This is a genomic window from Massilia psychrophila (assembly GCF_002760665.1).
GTDB lineage: Bacteria > Pseudomonadota > Gammaproteobacteria > Burkholderiales > Burkholderiaceae_D > JAFCUW01.
In genome coordinates this window covers 94,577-112,097 of the sequence record NZ_PDOB01000003.1, presented here as the reverse complement: position 1 = coordinate 112,097, position 17,521 = coordinate 94,577, and the positions used below count along the sequence as shown (strand labels likewise).

At 61.1% G+C, this 17,521-nt stretch carries 16 protein-coding genes, 2 pseudogenes and 1 riboswitch; of the genes and pseudogenes, 9 read left to right on the top strand and 9 right to left on the bottom strand.

Translation table 11 applies throughout. The features are described from left to right. Positions 1 to 27 precede the first annotated feature (27 nt). Positions 28 to 606, top strand: a complete 579-nt coding sequence (gene sodB, locus CR103_RS03480) for a superoxide dismutase [Fe] (RefSeq protein ID WP_099914614.1) — start codon at positions 28 to 30, stop codon at positions 604 to 606. Between the two features lie 259 nt (positions 607 to 865). On the opposite strand, the gene tssK is transcribed toward sodB, so the two are convergent. After that, on the bottom strand, positions 866 to 1,138 hold the full coding sequence (tssK, locus tag CR103_RS03470) for a type VI secretion system baseplate subunit TssK (RefSeq protein ID WP_099914612.1): 273 nt from the start codon (positions 1,136 to 1,138) through the stop codon (positions 866 to 868). 27 nt (positions 1,139 to 1,165) lie between these two features. Here tssK and tnpA point away from each other — a divergent pair. From tnpA to fdhD, 4 genes and pseudogenes are all read left to right on the top strand, one after another. After that, positions 1,166 to 1,375 (top strand): annotated as a pseudogene (tnpA, locus tag CR103_RS24295) (IS66 family insertion sequence element accessory protein TnpA); the annotation flags it as partial. Positions 1,376 to 1,457: 82 nt separating this feature from the next. Further along, positions 1,458 to 2,053, top strand: a pseudogene (locus tag CR103_RS03465) (IS6 family transposase); the annotation flags it as partial. A 544-nt stretch (positions 2,054 to 2,597) separates the two neighbouring features. Then, positions 2,598 to 4,916, top strand: coding sequence for an FdhF/YdeP family oxidoreductase (locus tag CR103_RS03460; protein WP_099914611.1), 2,319 nt, complete (start codon positions 2,598 to 2,600; stop codon positions 4,914 to 4,916). Positions 4,917 to 4,929: 13 nt separating this feature from the next. Continuing rightward, on the top strand, positions 4,930 to 5,820 hold the full coding sequence (gene fdhD, locus CR103_RS03455) for a formate dehydrogenase accessory sulfurtransferase FdhD (RefSeq protein ID WP_229442691.1): 891 nt from the start codon (positions 4,930 to 4,932) through the stop codon (positions 5,818 to 5,820). 211 nt (positions 5,821 to 6,031) lie between these two features. On the opposite strand, the gene tnpC is transcribed toward fdhD, so the two are convergent. Continuing rightward, positions 6,032 to 7,420: an IS66 family transposase gene (tnpC, locus tag CR103_RS03450; protein ID WP_099914610.1), complete on the bottom strand. Its 1,389-nt coding sequence runs from the start codon at positions 7,418 to 7,420 to the stop codon at positions 6,032 to 6,034. A gap of 218 nt (positions 7,421 to 7,638) precedes the next feature. Between tnpC and CR103_RS23190 the strand changes: the two genes are divergently transcribed. After that, positions 7,639 to 8,001, top strand: a complete 363-nt coding sequence (locus tag CR103_RS23190) for a hypothetical protein (RefSeq protein WP_229442689.1) — start codon at positions 7,639 to 7,641, stop codon at positions 7,999 to 8,001. Beyond that, complete coding sequence (locus tag CR103_RS03445; protein WP_229442687.1) at positions 7,925 to 8,932, top strand: ATP-binding protein; 1,008 nt, start codon at positions 7,925 to 7,927, stop codon at positions 8,930 to 8,932. The genes CR103_RS23190 and CR103_RS03445 overlap by 77 nt, the downstream gene beginning before the upstream one ends. Positions 8,933 to 8,979: 47 nt before the next feature. On the opposite strand, the gene CR103_RS03440 is transcribed toward CR103_RS03445, so the two are convergent. The 4 genes from CR103_RS03440 to CR103_RS03425 form a co-directional block, all read right to left on the bottom strand. Beyond that, a complete protein-coding gene (locus CR103_RS03440) occupies positions 8,980 to 9,300 on the bottom strand; it encodes a hypothetical protein (RefSeq protein ID WP_099914609.1) in 321 nt (106 codons plus the stop codon). Continuing rightward, entirely contained in the window at positions 9,297 to 9,959 is a 663-nt protein-coding gene (locus CR103_RS03435) for a thiol:disulfide interchange protein DsbA/DsbL (RefSeq protein ID WP_099914608.1), read from the bottom strand. The genes CR103_RS03440 and CR103_RS03435 overlap by 4 nt, the downstream gene beginning before the upstream one ends. A 109-nt stretch (positions 9,960 to 10,068) precedes the next feature. After that, complete coding sequence (locus tag CR103_RS03430; protein ID WP_099914607.1) at positions 10,069 to 10,380, bottom strand: TroA family protein; 312 nt, start codon at positions 10,378 to 10,380, stop codon at positions 10,069 to 10,071. A gap of 37 nt (positions 10,381 to 10,417) precedes the next feature. After that, positions 10,418 to 12,418 (bottom strand): TonB-dependent receptor family protein, encoded by a 2,001-nt coding sequence (locus tag CR103_RS03425; RefSeq protein ID WP_099914606.1) that lies wholly within the window; start codon positions 12,416 to 12,418, stop codon positions 10,418 to 10,420. 80 nt (positions 12,419 to 12,498) lie between these two features. Beyond that, positions 12,499 to 12,739, bottom strand: a riboswitch (cobalamin riboswitch). Positions 12,740 to 12,883: 144 nt separating this feature from the next. On the opposite strand from CR103_RS03425, the gene CR103_RS03420 reads away from it, so the two are divergent. After that, entirely contained in the window at positions 12,884 to 13,696 is an 813-nt protein-coding gene (locus CR103_RS03420) for a DODA-type extradiol aromatic ring-opening family dioxygenase (RefSeq protein ID WP_099914605.1), read from the top strand. A 36-nt stretch (positions 13,697 to 13,732) separates the two neighbouring features. Here the strand turns inward: CR103_RS03420 and ylqF are convergent, their stop codons facing one another. Continuing rightward, positions 13,733 to 14,680 (bottom strand): ribosome biogenesis GTPase YlqF, encoded by a 948-nt coding sequence (gene ylqF, locus CR103_RS03415; protein ID WP_099914604.1) that lies wholly within the window; start codon positions 14,678 to 14,680, stop codon positions 13,733 to 13,735. Positions 14,681 to 14,859: 179 nt separating this feature from the next. Between ylqF and CR103_RS03410 the strand changes: the two genes are divergently transcribed. Then, positions 14,860 to 15,081, top strand: a complete 222-nt coding sequence (locus CR103_RS03410; protein WP_099914603.1) for a hypothetical protein — start codon at positions 14,860 to 14,862, stop codon at positions 15,079 to 15,081. Between the two features lie 27 nt (positions 15,082 to 15,108). On the opposite strand, the gene CR103_RS03405 is transcribed toward CR103_RS03410, so the two are convergent. Together CR103_RS03405 and CR103_RS03400 are read right to left on the bottom strand one after the other, a co-directional pair. Continuing rightward, positions 15,109 to 16,002, bottom strand: a complete 894-nt coding sequence (locus tag CR103_RS03405) for a hypothetical protein (RefSeq protein WP_229442685.1) — start codon at positions 16,000 to 16,002, stop codon at positions 15,109 to 15,111. Positions 16,003 to 16,048: 46 nt separating this feature from the next. Then, positions 16,049 to 17,338 (bottom strand): hypothetical protein, encoded by a 1,290-nt coding sequence (locus tag CR103_RS03400; protein WP_099914602.1) that lies wholly within the window; start codon positions 17,336 to 17,338, stop codon positions 16,049 to 16,051. Between the last annotated feature and the right edge of the window lie 183 nt (positions 17,339 to 17,521).

Below are 17,521 nucleotides of genomic sequence, written 5' to 3'. Positions count from 1 at the left end.
GCTTTTCAATCGACCAAAGGACAAGATATGGAACATACACTGCCACCCCTGCCGTACGCGATAGACGCCCTGGCGCCGCACATCTCCAAAGAAACGCTGGAATTCCACTACGGTAAGCACCACGCCACCTACGTGACCAACTTGAACAACCTGATCAAGGGCACCGAGTTCGACAACCTGCCGCTCGAAGAGATCATCAAGAAATCGTCCGGCGGCATTTTCAACAACGCGGCGCAGGTATGGAACCACACCTTCTACTGGAACGGCATGAAGCCGGCCGGCGGCGGCGTCCCGAGCGGAAAAGTAGCTGACGCGATCAACGCCAAGTGGGGTTCGTTCGACAAGTTCAAGGAAGAATTCACCAAGTCGTGCCTGGGCAACTTCGGCTCCGGCTGGACCTGGCTGGTGCAAAAAGCCGACGGCGGCGTCGACATCGTCAACACCTCGAATGCCGGCTGCCCTTTGACCACCGGCGACAAGCCGCTGCTGACGTGCGACGTCTGGGAGCACGCTTACTATATCGACTACCGCAACGCCCGCGCCAAGTATGTTGAATCGTTCTGGGGCCTGGTTAACTGGGAAGAAGTCAACGCCTGCGCCGCTTGAATTTTTAGCGCTGTCGATTAAAAATAGAATCTGAGTTTTTGCCCGCATACGTAGGCCGCCCGGCGGCCTACGGCGAGACGACCAAGCGCGCCGCATTCCGTCACATCGTCGTGATACGCGTATGCCCGCCCCTCATGCTTTGCGCCCTTCCCGCCATGGTCGGTTTTACCCCCCATGCGTATCCCCCCGGCGTCCTTCATGTTGCATTGCCGCCCTCCTGTCCAAGCAATCAACTCGATTACTGCGCAAGGCAAAAAAGTTAGACCTTCAGGTCATCCAGGGTCAGCGTTTGCGTTTTCAGCATCGCCTCGAATAGCATGCCCTTGTTTTCCAGGCTGAAGTAGTGCGTGTTTAGTCGCACCGGCACCTGCACCTGCACCATGTGCGTGAGCTTCACACCCGGCAAGGCGAGCCGGACGATGTCATCAATATTTGTTGACGAACTGATCTTGAAACGTATTGGCACAGCGGCGCGTAAGCGGTAAGCCAGCGGCGTTATATCCGACAAACGTCCGCGACGGCACAATCTCATCCATGTTCAACACGATAGAGATTGACCATGCATGCAATGCTCGTAAGACGATCGCGCAAGGAATTGGAATGGTGCCAGCGGCTGGCCCGGTTTGCTGCCAGCGCTAAGCAAATCAAGCCGTTCTGCCAGGCAGAGCTGGTGTCGGAGGCCGCGCTCTACCGCTGGCGCACGAAGTTGGCAGGGACAGTTGACGCGACGCCGGCAGCAGGTTTCATCGACGTCGGCGTGATGGCAGCTACGCCCGAAGCGCAATCGATGCGCCAGCTTGCGTCGGTCGGTGTGGCGCTGGCAGTTCGCCTCGACCTTGGTCACGGCATGAAAAATGATGGCAGAGCGCGGCGTGTCTGTAGACCACTCATCAATCAACCGATGGGCGATCCGGTTCTTGCCGCTCATCGAGAAGACGGCCCGCAAACACAAGCGCCCGGTCGGGGCCAGCTGGCGCATGGATGAGACCTACATCAAGGTCAAAGGTGTCTGGAAATACCTCTACCGCGCTGTCGACAAGCAGGGCCAACCGTTGATTTTTTGCTGACCGCACAGCGCGACATGGTCGCGGCGAAGCGTTTCTTCGACAAGACCATGCAAACCAATGGCGATCCCGAGAAAGTCGTGATGGATAAGAGCGGCGCTAACAAGGCCGCCATTGATGCGATCAACGCCGGACGTGACGTGCCGATCGTGGTGCGCCAGGTCAAATACCTCAACAACATTGTCGAGCAAGATCACCGCGCCATTAAGCGGGTCACCAGGCCGATGCTCAACTTCAAATCATTTCGCTCTGCTCGCTGCGTGCTTGCCGGCATCGAGCTCATGCACATGATCCGCAAGGGCCAGTTCGCCATCGATGGCGCAGATACGACCTCGTTCGCCGACCAATTTTATGCGCTGGCAGGACAGGTCCGTCCAGTTTGAGGGCGCTGTACCCTTTCGAGGGGATCTCATTTTTCGATCAACGGTAGTTGTCAACAACGCGACAAAGCCCGGGCCTTGGCACCTGAAGTTCGAAAATTGGTTGTAAGTGATTGATTTTTAATAGAAAAACGTGCAATTACATGGCGTTAACCAATAAAAATAATGAATAATTTTAAATATTTATTTGCACCAATTGCCAAAGCCGGGTGGTCCATATCTTTGCAACAACACTCCAGAAGTTGACAGTATCCTGGGCGTAACCGCACTCGATGTGCGCTATTAAACATACGCGACACCTCAATTCTCCTATACTGGCTCTGGCATGAACAATATTTTGTGTTTGTCGCGTCCCAACTTAGCGCGGTTTAATAGTTTACAAGGCAGTATTCCAAAGTTCGACATTTGGCTGAAAGTAATTATTTTAATAAAACGTGTCATTTCATCGCGTTGAAAATTAGAAATAATTGATAAATTAAAATACTTAAATGAGGCAACTGTCAAAATCAAGGGTGCTGACGTCGTTCTTTATTGAAAGACTAATCTTATGAGTGACCGGTTAACAATCAAGCCGAATACCGCACCTTCGGGCGGCTGGGGTTCGGTACGTAAAGTCGCGTCTAGCTTGTTTAACGAACATGTCATTCTAAAAGGCAGCTATTTGCTCAATTTGCAAAACAAGGCAAACGGCTACGCTTGCGTCAGCTGCGCTTGGGCAAAGCCAGCTAATCCGCATCCTTTTGAATTTTGTGAAAGCGGCGCCAAGGCTACTGCTTGGGAGGTCACCAGCAAACGCGTGCCACCTGCATTTTTTGAGCAGCACACGGTGGCCGAACTGGAACGCTGGAGCGACCATGCGCTGGAGGCCGCTGGCCGGTTAACCGCGCCGATGCGCTGGGATGCTGATAGCAACAAATATCTGGAAATTACCTGGGGTGCGGCGTTCGCGGAAATCGGCGCCGAGCTAAAGCGCTTGAATGCGCAGGAGGTCGTGTTCTACAGCTCCGGGCGCGCCTCGCTTGAAACATCGTATCTGTATCAGCTGATGGTGCGTATGTACGGCTCGAACAATCTGCCCGACAGTTCCAATATGTGCCATGAGAGCACGTCGGTTGCCTTGCCGACGACAATTGGGAGTGGTGTTGGCACTGTCCTCATTGAAGATTTCGAAAAGACCGACTGTGTTTTATTTTTCGGCCAAAATGTCGGTACCAACAGTCCGCGCATGTTGCATCAGCTTCAGGAGGCGCGCAAGCGCGGTGTGCCGATTATTACATTCAATCCACTGCGCGAACGTGGCTTGGTCAGCTTCGTCAATCCACAGTCGCCAGGCGAAATGCTGAGTGGCGATGAAACCATTATCAGCACCCATTACCATCAACTGAAGGCAGGCGGCGACATCGCAGCCATCATGGGCATCTGCAAAAGTTTGATTGAGGCCGATGATGCAGCGCTTGCAGCAGGTACCGCGCGCTTATTGGACCAGGCATTTTTAACGCAGCACACCCATGGCTTCGTCGCTTTTGCGGCGGCTACCCGGTCCTATCGCTGGGATGACATCGAACGCGAGTCTGGTCTCGCACGCGCATCGCTTGAGGAAGCTGCCGCCATCTACGCAAAAGCGGATGCCGTAATCGGCGTCTACGGTATGGGCCTGACGCAGCATCGAAACGGCGTGCAGAATGTGCAGATGCTGTCGAATCTATTGCTCTTGCGTGGCAATATCGGCAAGAGCGGGGCAGGCATCTGTCCGGTGCGTGGACATTCGAACGTTCAAGGCCAACGCACTGTCGGCATTACCGAAAAACCAGAACTGGCGCCGCTGGACAAACTGGCCGAATTATACAATTTTGCGCCGCCGCGTAAAAAAGGCATGAATACGGTCGAAGCTTGTCAGGGCATTCTCGAGAAAAAGGTAAAAGCGTTTGTCAGCCTGGGTGGTAACTTCATACGCGCAGTGCCTGAGACCGTTCTAATGGAAAAAGCCTGGCGCGACATGCGCCTGACGGTGCAGATATCAACCAAGCTCAACCGCAGTCACTTGATCCATGGCCAAGTGTCCTTTATATTACCCTGCCTTGGCCGCATCGAGATTGATCGCCAGAACGGCATCGAGCAATCGGTGTCGATCGAGGATAGCACCGCCTGCATCCATGGCTCGCGCGGAAGAGCCGAGCCTGCCAGCAAGCAGCTGCTATCAGAGCCGGCAATTATTGCCGGCATTGCCAAAGCGACGCTGGACCCTAATCCGCGTGTCGATTGGGACGCCTGGTGCGCCGACTATGGCCTGGTACGTACGGCAATTGAAGCCACTTATCCCGAAATTTTTCGCGACTTTAATGCGAGAATGTGGCAGCCTGGCGGTTTTCGCAAGCCAGTTGCCGCGTCCGAACGGATTTGGAAAACCGACACTGGCAAAGCAAACTTCATCGTCCCAACCGCGCTGGACGCAAACCCGGACATGCGCCCCGCGCCCGACACCTTGCGTCTGTTTACCGTGCGCACCGATGGTCAGTTCAACACTACCATCTATAATAACGATGATCGTTTTCGCGGCGTCTACGGCACGCGCATGGTGCTGTTCATATCGCGTCATGACATGACCCGCCTGGCCTTGGCTGAAGGCGACTTGGTAACAGTCAGCACGCCGTCTGACGACGGCGTCGCGCGAAGCGTTTCTGGTTTGCGTATTACGCCGTACGATATTCCGCTCGGTTGCATTGCCGGTTATTACCCCGAATGCAATCCCTTGATTCCGCTTTGGCACCATGCCGAAACGAGCATGGTGCCAGCCGCAAAAGCCATTGAAGTGCAGTTGCGGCTCGATAGCCGATCCGTTGCGGCGGCAGCTGCCGCTAGGGTCTGAACCGGAGCCGGGTGTGCGTGAAGATGCTTTCGATGCATTCCCCGAGCGGACGAACATGGCGCCGAACGACGCCGTGCAAGACGATCGTGAATTGCCGCCAGCGCTGCGGCGCGTGCCAGTGCAGCGCTGGTGCGTCGGCCCACGCACTTGCGTGCAGGACGTCACCAGCGAAGAAGTAGTGGAAGAGACACCGGTTGCACTCGTCTACAATGGTATTTCACAGGCAGTTATGCTCGCCACGCCGCAGGATCTGGAAGATTTTGCGATAGGATTTAGCGTGAGCGAACGGCTCGTTGCCTGTGCCAGTGATATTTACGAGATCGACATCGTTAGCCATCTTAGCGGCATCGAAATTCAAATGCGCATCGCCGCTTCAGCCATGTTCCGGATCAAGCAAGCGCGGCGCATGCGCACTGGTAAAACCGGCTGCGGTTTGTGCGGCATCGAAAGCCTGGAGCAGTTCAGTCCCGACCCAATGACCGTGCCCGCCGGCGGCATGCTCGACGCTGGCGCGTTGCACACGGCCATGGCCGGCTTGTGCCAGCTTCAGTTAATTCACACGGCAACCGGCGGGGCGCACGCTGCCGGCTGGGCTACGTGGGATGGAAGGGTGGCGCTGGCACGGGAAGATGTCGGTCGCCATAACGCGCTTGATAAATTGATCGGTGCGCTCAGCCGGGCCGGCACCTGCCCCGCTTCGGGCTTTGCAGTCATTACCAGCCGTGCAAGTTTTGAGATGGTACAGAAGGTATCGCGTGCTGGAATTAGTGTTTTGGCTGCCGTTTCTGCGCCGACCGCACTTGCGGTTCGCATGGCCGACCAGGCAGGTGTGTCTTTGGCCGGCTTCGTGCGTGCAAACAAGCATGTAATATATTCGCATCCGCATCGTTTTAAGCCAGGCTGAAGCAGAAAAATCGACGCACTGTCGATTGCAAACTCGCCCTGGGGTATCCTGTGGATGAGCTCAATGCCGGCAAGTGCCCCGCCTGCGCAGCGTCTCAACAGAAAAAACCCGCGTGACGCATATCTCGGAAGGATTCGACTTCCTTGGGCAGAACGTTCGGAAATACCGATGCGGAAAACCGAACGAAAAACTGCTGGTAACTATTCAGCCGCTATGCAGCTGATTGAATAGGAGTGCCGGCGAAGGCCTGCTGCAGCACGGCAAGCATGTTGTGGCCTTGCTTGCGCAGGGTATCGAGGCAGGAGCGGATGACGCAGAAATACTCGGCGCCATCGAGCGTGCGGAAGCAGCCAGAAACCTTCTGTTTCACCTTGGGCATTCGGACTACACGTTCGGCCGCGTTGTTGGTAAATCGGACGACGAAGTTGCCGACGAAGCGCAAGACGGCGTCGCCGTACTGGCGGAAGCGGCGCAGCAGATTGACCGTGGTGGATTGCTTGACGCGCCCGCTGGCGACGCGATTGGCCCTTTCGCCTTCCCGCACGATGTTGTCGTAGACGGTGCGCAAGGCGCGCACGTCGTCGGCGCTGAAGACGATTTGCCGCTCACGCGCCGCCGTGCATAACTTGTTTGCGTTGAGCAGGAAGTCGGTCATCGCCTGCGCCCACGGCTGGCCGGTGGTTTCTTTCGCGTACAACAATTCGCGCAGGAGGTGAGCATTGCACAGGGCATGGGTACTGTCGTCGAGGCGACAATATGGGGCCCAGCAATCGTGCACGAGTACGCCAGTGCGCCCGGCGAGAATGCCGTGCTCTTCGATCGCGGCCATGCCGCGCTTGCCGTGCATGCCGTACCAGGTGTGCGTCTCATTGGCGGCGATGTGCAGCCAATGGAGTTTGCCGGCCACGCGCAGACCTGATTCGTCGGCGTGGACCAGCTGTGCCGCGCTCAGTTGGCTGGCGATCAAGTTCGCCGTTTCCTGCAGGGCAGCGCTCACCTCGGCCACCCATGCCACCAGCGTACCCGGCGACACCGCAAGGCCGTACACGTCATGGATCAGTTCGGCCGCACGCGCATACGGCAGCATCTGGCCTTGCGTCAGATGCACGCCCAGTGCACGCACGTTGGGACCATATTGGACCGATTCGCTCACGCCGCCTGGAAAAGAGCTCGTATGAAATTGCCCGCAAGCGCAGGTAAGGGCCAAAGCGTGATGCTCGACGACATTGAAAGCGACGGTTGGCACATCGACTACTTGGCGGCGAGCCCATACCCGCGCGTGCTGCGTCGGCAAGGCTGCATGGCAGCGTTCACACTGTCCCGGCAACGGATGCTTCACGACCTCATCGGGCTGCTCTGCTTGCCTGAGCGTCGTACCCTTGCGGCCCTTCTGGCCTCCGACCTTCTTGCCCGACGACTCGCGCAACGAGCTCGTCTTCTTGGCCAGCCCGTCGGACGATGGCGGCTTGCTCGAATTGTCGCTGTTCGTGCCCAGCTTCGCTTCGACCGCGTCCAGGCGCGCGAACAGCGCATCGATGAGCCGTTCCTTGTCGGTATCGGACAGTTGAGTCAAATCGGGCCGGGGTGGCTTCGGTGGCATGGCGGAATGATGCGGCAAACCAGCATTGTTTACAACTACTAATCGCGGGGCTCACTGCGGCTGAATAGTTACCTTATCCGGTTGCCAATGAAAAATCCCCTACGATTTGTCCCCCAATTGTCATCAATATGTAATCCCGCGGTGCCGCCTTGGCTCCGCTCCAATGCGGCCATAGAGAAAACTATGTCGTTGACCTTGTGCGCTGCCGGAATGGCGGCGTGAACCGCCTGTTTTTCCGTTTTTTCGTGCTGGTGATGTTGTCGATCACCGTGGCGACCTTCGCCATTTACTTTGCCATCAGCCGCCTGTTCGGCGACCCTTTGGCCGAGATCGCGCGGCGCCAGGCGGCGGCGCAAATTTTCCTGCTCGAACACTATGTCGACCAGGCCCCGGCCGACGAATGGCTGGTGCGCCTGAACAAGGTGCGCGAAGTGTCGCGGGTTCGCCTCGAACTGATGCCGCTCACCAGCGCGCCAGCAGGGCGCCCTCGAGCGCGGCGACGTCGTGCTCGACGCCACCAACAAGGCGTTCTTCCGGCGCGTCGACGTCAAGGGCGACAAGTACATCGGCAGCATGGATGAAGTCATCCACGCGCGCGACCTGCCGATCGACATTGCCGTGGCGCTGCAGATGGAAGCTTTGTGTTACGCGATCGTCGCGCTGGCCTTGCTGATTCCGATTGCGCTATGGTCGCGCGCCCATTGGCAGGGCTTGCAGGCTTTGTCGACGGTAGCGGACGAGATCGGCGCCGGCAAGCTGTCCTCGCGCACCAACGTCAACAGCGGCGCCAGCATCTACCCGCTGGCGCAATGCATCAATCACATGGCCGGGCGCATCGAAAGCCTGGTCGCGTCGCAGGCCAGCCTGCTCCATTCGGTATCGCACGAGCTGCGCACGCCGATCGCGCGGCTTGAATTCGCGATCGAACTGCTGCGCTTGGCCGCGCCCGACGCCGCGCTGGCGGCGCGTATCGACGCCATGCAAGGCGACTTGGCCGAGTTCGACGCGCTGGTGGCAGAACTGCTCGGAATGGCCAGGATCGGCAGCGAGCGAACCGTGCAGTCGACGCCGTTCGCGCTGGCGCCGGCGCTGGCCGAATGCCTTGCCTTACTCGATGGGCAGGCCGGGGCCGGGGCTGGGATCGAAGTCGAAGTCGACATCGATCCCGCCCTGCGCAACGTCGGCGGCGAGCAGCGACTGCTGATGCGGGCGATCGGCAACGTGCTGCGCAATGCCCGCAAATATGCGCACTCGCGCATCGCCATGGCGGCGCGCAAGGTCGACATGGTCGAGATCGTGGTGGAGGACGATGGTCCCGGTATTGCGCAGGAGGAACGGGAGCGCATTTTCGAGCCGCTTTACCGGCTCGACCGCAGCCGCGACCGCGCGACCGGCGGCTTCGGCCTGGGGCTGTCGATTGCGCGCAAGGCGCTCGAGCAGCATGGCGGCGCGGTCGCCGCCGAGCCATCCACCCTCGGCGGGGCACGGTTTGTGCTGCGCTGGCCGGCGTAAGGGGGCGAAAAAAAACTTCGCCGCAGCGAAGTTTTTAATGTTCTCCTTTACTTCGGCGCCGCCGCAGGCGTCACGTGTGTCAGCGCGTAGCCCAGGTGCTGCCACCAATGGTCGCGCGAGCGCACCATCACCAGGCATTGCTGGTCCAGTTCGCCCTTGAACAGCGGATCGGCGCACTTGTTTGTCATCAGTGCATGGCGCTGGTTTTCGGCGTTCACCAGCGCGATGCATAGCCACATGACGAGGCCGGCAAGCAGCGCCACCAGGGTCCACGCCAGCTGGTTTACGTTGCTGGTTTCAAACAAGTCCTCGTCGACCGGCTTGGACCGGTCGTACATCTTCAGGACTTCCCGTTCGACATCGCTCATTTTGTCTTGGCCACTTTCGCCACCATGCCATCGAGTACTTGTACGGTCGCCTTCGACAGCGCGGCCTCGTTCATGCCCTTGTTTGCCGCATCGACCACCGACGGCGACGTCATGAAGCGGCCATCGACGACCAGTGTCGGCACCGAGTTGACCTTGTAGGCGTTAAGGACACTCGGCAAGCGGTTCAGCTTGGTCATGACGCCGAAAGAATTCCAGGCGTCGAGGAATTTTGTTTTGTCGAGACCATTCTTGACGGCCCAGTCAAGCACGACCGCATCCGTGTTCATGCGGACGCGGTCGACGTGAATCGCCTTGAAGACCTTGACATGCATGTCGTCGAGCTTGCCCATCGCTTCAAGCGTCAGGTACAAATGCGCTTCCGGATCTTTCGGACCCGTCTGCGGCATGTGTACGCGCCGGAAGTTAATGTTGGCACCCTGCTTTTTGACCCATTCGGCCAGGTAAGGTTCCAGCACGTTGCAATGCGGGCAGTGGTACATGAAAAATTCGATGACTTCAACCTTCTTGCCGACGACCTGGGCCGGCTGGGGACTTCCCAACTGAACATATTCGGCACCCAGCTTCGGATCGGCAGGCGAGGCGAACGCGGTAGAGGCGACCAGCCCGATGGCGGCAATGGCAAAACGCAGGAAACGCATGGAAATCCTTATCATGTTTGTTGACGAACGATCGCAAGATACCACTTTTTCGACGATTTCTCCGGCGCATGGGCCGGATATTGCAAATGCTTACTACTTTAACGTGGGCTTACTTGCGCCGTTGACGCGCCAGTTCAATTTTTTCGCACAATTGCGCCGCGCCCCGGGCAATGCGCGGCCCGGGCCGGGTCAGCAGTTCGCCGTCGATCCGGAACAGGTTGGCCTGCAGCACCGCGTCGTTGATGATGTGCTTGCTGCTAAGGGTATAGATCGGCTTGTCCCATACCTGGCAAAACACCGGCACCAGCGCGCGCTTGCCATAGCGCCGCTGGAGGTCTACGATGCTGGCGCGGAACTGCGCCGACCAGGAGGATTTTTTCGCCGCCTCCGGGTAGTCGCTGAAGTTGATCGCGCCGACCATGCGTTCGCCGCCGCCAGCGTCACTGTCGTATCAGCGCTTAAAAAGCGTAGCGCGCCGAAAGCTTGAGCTGGCGCCCGTCGGACGGGTAAATCGCGTCCTGGCAGGCGAACGCATTGCTGAAGTAGCGCTTGTCGGCCAGGTTCAGGCCTGATACCGCCAGCTCCCACCGGCCAATGGTGCGGGCATAGCGCGCATCGAGCGTGGTGTAGGACGGGATGCGGGCTGCGCAGGCGTTGGTAAAATCGCTGCCGTAACGCTGGCTGTCGACCCATTGCGCGCCGACGTCAACGCTGTGACCGTTGGCCGGTGCCCACGTCAGCCGCGCCGACACCAGGTTTTTCGGCACCAGCACCATCTCGCGGCCGGCGTTGGCACCGCCCGTGAAGCTGGCGTCGACGTGCTGCAGGTGGCCCGTAAGGCGCCAGTCCGTGGCCAGGCGCGCTTCGGCGTCGATTTCGACACCCTGGCGACGGGTCGGGTCGAGGTTGGTGTTGGTGCCGTAGTTCAGCGTCGGGTTGTAGAAGATCTCGTTGACCAGGCGATGGCGGAAGACGCGCGCGCTGATGGTATGGCCGGCGCCTGCCGTACCGAACGTCACGCCCAGCTCGAGGTCGTGCGAGGTTTGCGCCTTGAGCACCGTCGACGACGAACGGAAGCTGTTTTCGTCGGCATTCGCCATGCGGTAGCTCTGGCCGGCTTTTGCATGCAGGTTCACCTGCGGCAGCACGCTGTAGCTGGCCTGCGCCTCCCAGGCGTTCTGCGCCTGCGCGCTGGTTTCCGCAACCGGCGCCAGTGGATCGGTGTAATCCTTGTCGAACACCTCGCGCCGCACACCCAGTGCCAAGCGGCCGTTGTGGGCCGGGTCCCAGCGGATCTCGTTACGCAGGTAGATCGCCTTCGAATCCTGGCTGGCGTCGGCCTTTGAAAAATCCGACTTCGTGACCCGGTTCCAGCGAATCAGGTCGACGCCGGCGACGAGTTCATTGAGGACGCCGCCAAACTTTGCGAGGTGACGCAGGCGCGGCGAGAACTGGATCTGCTCGCTGTCGTAGGCGACGTCGGTGATGCCGAAACTGGACACATAATGGCCCTTGACGGTTTTTTCGCGGTGCGACAGTTCCGCCGCCAGGTCGATGGCGCCGATGCGCTGCTCGACGAACGCGCTGATCCGATTGGAGTCGAGCGAGCCGAAATCGTCTGGCGTGCGGCTTATCCGCGGGTTGGCCAGGAACTGCGCCAGGGACAATGATCCCGGCAGGCGCGAATCCTGGCGCGCGCTGTCGATGCGCACGCCGATGCGGCCTGCGCCTAATGCCCACTGCGCGCCGCCGCTGAAGGCGCTCTGGCGAAAGCGGCTGTTGGCGCGGTAGTTGTCGCTGGCCTGGTTGCCGATCGACGCGTCGAGCGATACCGCATCCCAGCTTTGCGCCACCGAGGCGCGCACGTCGTGCTGGCGGAACTGGCCGGCCTCGGCAAACACCGAACCTTGGCGCGCGCGCTTGGCAGACCGCTTGGTGACAATCCGGATCACGCCGCCGGTGGCGCCTTCGCCGTACAGCACCGAGCTGCCGCCGCGGATAATCTCGATCCGTTCCACCGTCTCGATCGGAATGGTCGACAACACCGGGCTGGCCAACTCGTTTTCGCTCATGCGCACGCCGTCGAGCACGACGACCATATTCTGGCTGCTGTTCGAACCGAAACCGCGCAAATCGAGCGCAAAATCAGGGCTTGCGTCGAGGCTCTGGCGGCCGTACACGCCGCCGATCTTGCGGATCGCCTGGTTGACGTCGGACACGCCGGCGCGCCGGATCTCGTCGGCGGTGATGACGGTGGCGCCGATCGGCGCCAGTTCAGGGACGCTGGCAAAGCGCGCGCCGCTGATCAGCACCGACGGCATGGCGGCGTCCTGGGCGTAAACCGGCTGGACGCAAAAAAGGAGAGAAATGGCCGAAGCGACCGAAGCGGCGGAAAAAGAGGAAACAAGGGCGAGCGGTCGGGTGGCCCGCGCGTGGCGCAGTGCAGCTGGAAAAATCATGGTGTCGGTCTTCGAAAGAGTCTCCGGCCATGCGTCCCCGCAAGCCGGATTCAACGGAAGATACCGGCGCCAAGGCGCCGGCGCTTCCACCTGTCCTGGCCGGTATCCGGGCTCGCAAGTCGGACCGCCCCACCTTCCTGTGCAATGCAACGCACAGTGGTCATTGAGACAGCCAGTCGCCAATCGCGGCAACGCTTGTTTACCGTTGCGGGGGCAGCACACCCTGGACCGCTGCGCCGGATGGTGGCGCGGCAGCGTGGTGTTTCCCGTTTAACTGCACGCGTGATCACGCGTGCGGGCACCAAAACCAGGACATTATAAACGCAACAAGGCGTCGTACCGAATTGGCATTGCCACCGCCGGCCCAATGGATTTTTTTGCGCTTTACCCGCGCGCGCACATTAGTCCTAACTAGTACAATTTGTTTTCAACCCTTCTCGGTAGATCGTTTCTTGAGGAGTCACCATGCCAAATGCCCTGCCCACTTTTTTCGTCTCCCATGGCGGCGGTCCTTGGCCGTTCATGAAGGACCAGTACGGTTCTACCTACGACAAGCTGGAAGCGTCGCTCATCGATATGCGGCGCCAAGTCGGCGTGCGCCCGAAAGCAGTGCTGGTGGTCAGCAGCCACTGGGAGCAAGCCGGGCTGATGGTCTCCTCGAGCGCCGCGCCGGGGATGATCTACGATTACGGCGGCTTCCCGCCACATACCTACCATGTAAGCTATCCGGCTCCCGGCTCGCCGGAGCTGGCGCGCCAGGTGGCGGACCTGCTCGGGCAAGCCGGCCACGCGGTCAGTCCCGATCCACTGCGCGGGTTCGATCACGGCACGTTCTCGATGCTCTATCCGGTGTACCCGCAGGCCGACATGCCGGTGGTGCAGCTGTCGATCAAGCTTGGTTACGATCCGCAGACGCACATGGATATCGGCCGCGCGCTCGCGCCGCTGCGCAGCGAAGGCGTCTTGATCATCGGCAGCGGCCTGAGTTACCACAACCTGCGCCAGTTCGGGCCGGGCGGCCAGAAGGCGTCGCACGGCTTCGACGCCTGGCTGCAACACGTGCTGCGCAAGTTGCCGCCGGCCGAACGCGGCGCCGCCATGCTGCACTGGAGCGAGGCGCCGTACGCGCGCCTGGCCCATCCGCGCGAAGACCACCTGATGCCGCTGATGGTGGCGCTCGGCGCGGCAGAGAACGAGCCGGCCAGCTGCGTGTATCACGAAGACGATTTTTTCGGCAGCCTGGCGGTGTCGAGTTTTCGGTTCGGGGCGGCGGCGTAGCGCTCGCGTCGTCAACCTCGTCAACCTCGTCAATCTTTAGCTGCCGCGCTTGCCGCGTGCCGAGTTGGCAGCCTTTTCGGCGGCAATCGCAGCAGCCTTGGCCGCCTTCTCCGCCATCGCCTGCGCGTGCGTGGCCAGGGCGTTCGCGCGCGTTTCCGGCGTCTCCAGGCTGATCCGGCCCAGCACGCCCGTGCGGTAGTCCTGCAGGAATGTGTGCGCCGCCTTGTCGAAATCGAGGTCGCCGCCTTTTTGCCGGTAGCCGCGCCGCGCGGCGACGCCCTCGATGACGGAAATGCCGTCGATGCCGTCGGTCTTGAAGCCGTAGCGCGCCGCCAATAGCTGCGGGTAGCGCTCGAGCAGGACCTCGGCCAGGAACACCGCGACTTCATCTTCGATCAGCGCATTCGAGCCGATCGCGTGGCTGGCGGCGAGCATCAAGCCGTCGCTGGCAAGGGCGATCTTCGGCCACAGCATGCCGGGGGTATCGACCAGAATGGTGTTTTTGCCGAGGTAGAGCTTTTGCTGCATCTTGGTGACGGCCGGCTCGTCGCCCACCTTGGCCACCTTCTTTTTCAGCAGCGCGTTCATCAAGGTCGACTTGCCGACGTTCGGGATCCCCATGATCATGATCCGCAAAGGCTTGGTCGGCACGCCGCGATGCGGCGCCAGCGACAGGCACAGGTCCGGGATGCGCGCGACGTCGGCCGGCTTCTTGGTCGTCATCGGATAGGCGGTGACGCCCTGCTGGGCGTCGTAATAGGCGCTCCAGGCGGCGGTGACGGCCGGGTCGGCCAGGTCGACCTTGTTGAGGATTTTGAGGCACGGCCGCTGGCGAAACAGGCGCAGCTCTTCGACCATCGGGTTGCAACTGGCCTCGGGCAGGCGCGCGTCGAGCACCTCGATGACCATGTCGATATTTTCCATCTGTTCCGCCGCCTTCTTGCGGGCGGCGTTCATGTGGCCCGGGTACCATTGTATCGACATGCGTAGCTTTCAAAATCTCGAAGAATGGCGCTATTTTACGGGTTCGCACCGGGTTCGCAAAAAAGCGGGCACGAATTGGTTTGCACCGCCCACGCTATCGACAGTGAATTTTGATTCGCCGCAATAAGTTGACGCAAGGAAAGGCCAACAATAGACCCACATTTTCGAAAGGGTCAGTCATGAACGCGCTCAGGCACATGGAACTTACTTTTGGCGTGGCGGCAGTGGCCATATGCGTGGCCGCCGCACTGCCCGGCAACATCGGCGCGCACGCGCGGTCCGAGGCGGTGGCAGCACGCATGCCGGTGGTCGTGATCAAGGGCAAGCGCTTGAGCGCGCTGGAAAAACGCGAGTTGAGCGGCGCCAACACTGCCGCCCGCGACAAAGGCGCGAACGGGTAGCTGACGGCGCCGCCAAGCGGGGCCGCGCTACCTAGCAAACGCCTCCATATCGGCGCGCAGGGGGATGGTGATGCCTTCCCAGTTGTTATTGAGGTAGTGTTTGAACTGTTCGGCGTCGTCGCGGTAATGCACGTAATGATTGTTCCACTTCGGCCGTCCGCCCTCGTTGACGGCAGCGCCCAGTGTCAGGTCGTTGCACCACCAGTCGCGCGGATTGCAGTAAGAGCCGCCCGAGCTGCCCGCTACCCCGCCCGAGCTGTGATACGCCACCACTTCGTCGTCCTGGCCGGGCAGCAGAAGCGAGTAGGCGGATCCGCGCGCGCCGGCGTACATGTAAAACCAGGTGCCGCGGGTATCGTTATGGTTGTACATTGCCCGGACCGTTGTCGTCTTCAGGTCATGCACGAGAGGTTCGCCGGTAGTCCAGCGGCCCGCATCGGCTAGTTCGGTGCCGCCCGCCGCGCCGGCCGCCGCCCGCACCCAGCGGATGTTCCAGCCGATCTGCGTCTGCTTGGCGCCGCCACTGACGCCGCATACCCCGGCCGCATTCGGCGCCGCATTGCTGACCTGGCGCGACGAGCCGCCGAAATTTGCCAGCGTGTAGCCGATCATCGGGTCGCCCGCGCTGAAGGTGGCGATATAACACCAGTTGGTGCCGGTACAAAAGCAGTCGAGCGCGTCGCGCACCTTGCCGTTTTGCGAGGCAATGCTGTTGTAGCCGTCCCAGTTGACGGCCCGTGGGTTGACGCCGAGGCCGGACCGGGCCGGCCCCCAGTACGAGAAATCGGCGTAGCTGCCGGCCGCGCCGCCAGCGCCGCGGCCGTTGATCCACAGTGAATAATTGGTCGCGCCGGCCTGGCTCGATATGGCGCTGGCAAGCAACAGGCACGCCAGCACCAGCGGACGCATCGATGTATTCATGTCGTACTCCCGAGGAGATTGAATCAGTATTTGACAGCGCAACCGTTCAGCGGTTCTCCGTTTTTGCGCATTCGCTCGGCGGCAACGGCGCGGACGGATCGAAGCCGGCCAGTTCGCTGCGGGCGCGCGCCAGGTCCTTGCCGAACTCGGCCAGGTAGCGGCTGCGTTCCTCGCCCTGCCATTCGGCGTCCGAAAACGCCGGTAAAGGATGCGGCTTGCCGGTGAAGACCTTGCCCTCGAGGCGAGGCATCAGCGCGCGGTCGGGGTCGGCGTTTTCCTTCAGCAGGTAGCCGTCGACGTCGCGCAAGGTCAATGGCAGCGCCGCCTCCTGGTCGCGCAGCAGCTTGCCGAACATGGTGAGCCGCACTTCGTTCGGCCCGGCGTCGAGCACGTCGTTGGAGCTAACCAGCGCGAACGGCTTGCCCCTGGCGTCGTCGACCCGGCCACTGACGACGTAGCGGCCGGCCTGGCGCACTTCGGCCTTCAGGTAAAAATTGAGCGAGCCGTCTTCGAGCGCCTCGCGCACCTGGCCGGTCCACCTGGCCGGCAGCTCCGGCGAATAGATGACGTCGAACAGCACCGAGCCGGCGTTGCCGCCGACGCTGTAGCGCACCTCGGCGCGGATGGTGCCGTTGAACGAAGCGAGGCCGGTTTGGGCCGGCGCCAGCACGGCGGCGACGGCGCCGTCGCCGGCGAACGCATCGGCTCCGGCGCCGTCGTCGGCGAACGAGAGCGCCACCTGGGCCGCCGCGCGGCTGCCTTTGAAGGTAATGCCCTGGGCGACGGCGCGGGTGACCATCAGCGGCAGCACCTGGCCTCCGGTGTCGAGCGCGCGCAGCGAAAACGACACGGTTTCGCCGGCCGCCATGTAGACGCGCGACTGCGAGGCCTGGATCTGCACGTTCGGGTCGCTGGCGCCGCTGCCCTGCCGCATGGCCTGGGTATCGATGACGGGCGCGTTCGGATACACCTGGTCGGGCTGCTCGGCGATCGGGCGCGAGGTGTGCGGATACCTGGTGCTGTTGCGGTAGCTGCAAAAGGTGCGGTCGGCCAGTTGCAGGTTTTCGACGAGTCGGGCCCGCCGGCCTGGCGCCGCGGCAGGCCGGCCGGAGGCGGCACCACTGTCGATCCGGCCGAAAATTTGCCGCCCGGGCGCGGCGGCGGCGGCGGCGGCGGAACCGGGGGCGGGGGCAGCGCCCTCCTCGTGCGTCAGCCAGGCGAACAGCACCACCAGCGCCACCAGCGCCACAATCACCGCCACCGGCCCGATCCGGCGCCAGTGCTGGCGCGCGGCGAAGCGTCGGCGCGGCGGAGCGCCCATCTTTTTAAAAGGCATTGCTGACAACAACGCCGCGCGCTGCCGGCACGCGTGCGAACCGCTTCGACGTGCTCATTGCTTCCTCCTCGCGACGCGATTGGCCGGCCGGCCCCGCGGCGGCAATCCGGGGCTGGTAGCAGAATAACGAGCGTGCGGGCCGCATGCAGCAAATTTACGCCCGACCAGGCGCGAAGTCAACGG

Excerpts from the sequence above, each read along its gene's own strand:
- sodB (WP_099914614.1), top strand. The coding sequence starts at position 28 with ATGGAACATACACTGCCACCCCTGCCGTACGCGATAGACGCCCTGGCG.
- tssK (WP_099914612.1), bottom strand. The coding sequence starts at position 1,138 with ATGAGATTGTGCCGTCGCGGACGTTTGTCGGATATAACGCCGCTGGCT.
- CR103_RS03460 (WP_099914611.1), top strand. The coding sequence starts at position 2,598 with ATGAGTGACCGGTTAACAATCAAGCCGAATACCGCACCTTCGGGCGGC.
- tnpC (WP_099914610.1), bottom strand. The coding sequence starts at position 7,420 with ATGCCACCGAAGCCACCCCGGCCCGATTTGACTCAACTGTCCGATACC.
- CR103_RS03440 (WP_099914609.1), bottom strand. The coding sequence starts at position 9,300 with ATGAGCGATGTCGAACGGGAAGTCCTGAAGATGTACGACCGGTCCAAG.
- CR103_RS03435 (WP_099914608.1), bottom strand. The coding sequence starts at position 9,959 with ATGCGTTTCCTGCGTTTTGCCATTGCCGCCATCGGGCTGGTCGCCTCT.
- CR103_RS03430 (WP_099914607.1), bottom strand. The coding sequence starts at position 10,380 with ATGGTCGGCGCGATCAACTTCAGCGACTACCCGGAGGCGGCGAAAAAA.
- CR103_RS03425 (WP_099914606.1), bottom strand. The coding sequence starts at position 12,418 with ATGATTTTTCCAGCTGCACTGCGCCACGCGCGGGCCACCCGACCGCTC.
- CR103_RS03420 (WP_099914605.1), top strand. The coding sequence starts at position 12,884 with ATGCCAAATGCCCTGCCCACTTTTTTCGTCTCCCATGGCGGCGGTCCT.
- ylqF (WP_099914604.1), bottom strand. The coding sequence starts at position 14,680 with ATGTCGATACAATGGTACCCGGGCCACATGAACGCCGCCCGCAAGAAG.
- CR103_RS03410 (WP_099914603.1), top strand. The coding sequence starts at position 14,860 with ATGAACGCGCTCAGGCACATGGAACTTACTTTTGGCGTGGCGGCAGTG.
- CR103_RS03405 (WP_229442685.1), bottom strand. The coding sequence starts at position 16,002 with ATGAATACATCGATGCGTCCGCTGGTGCTGGCGTGCCTGTTGCTTGCC.
- CR103_RS03400 (WP_099914602.1), bottom strand. The coding sequence starts at position 17,338 with ATGCCTTTTAAAAAGATGGGCGCTCCGCCGCGCCGACGCTTCGCCGCG.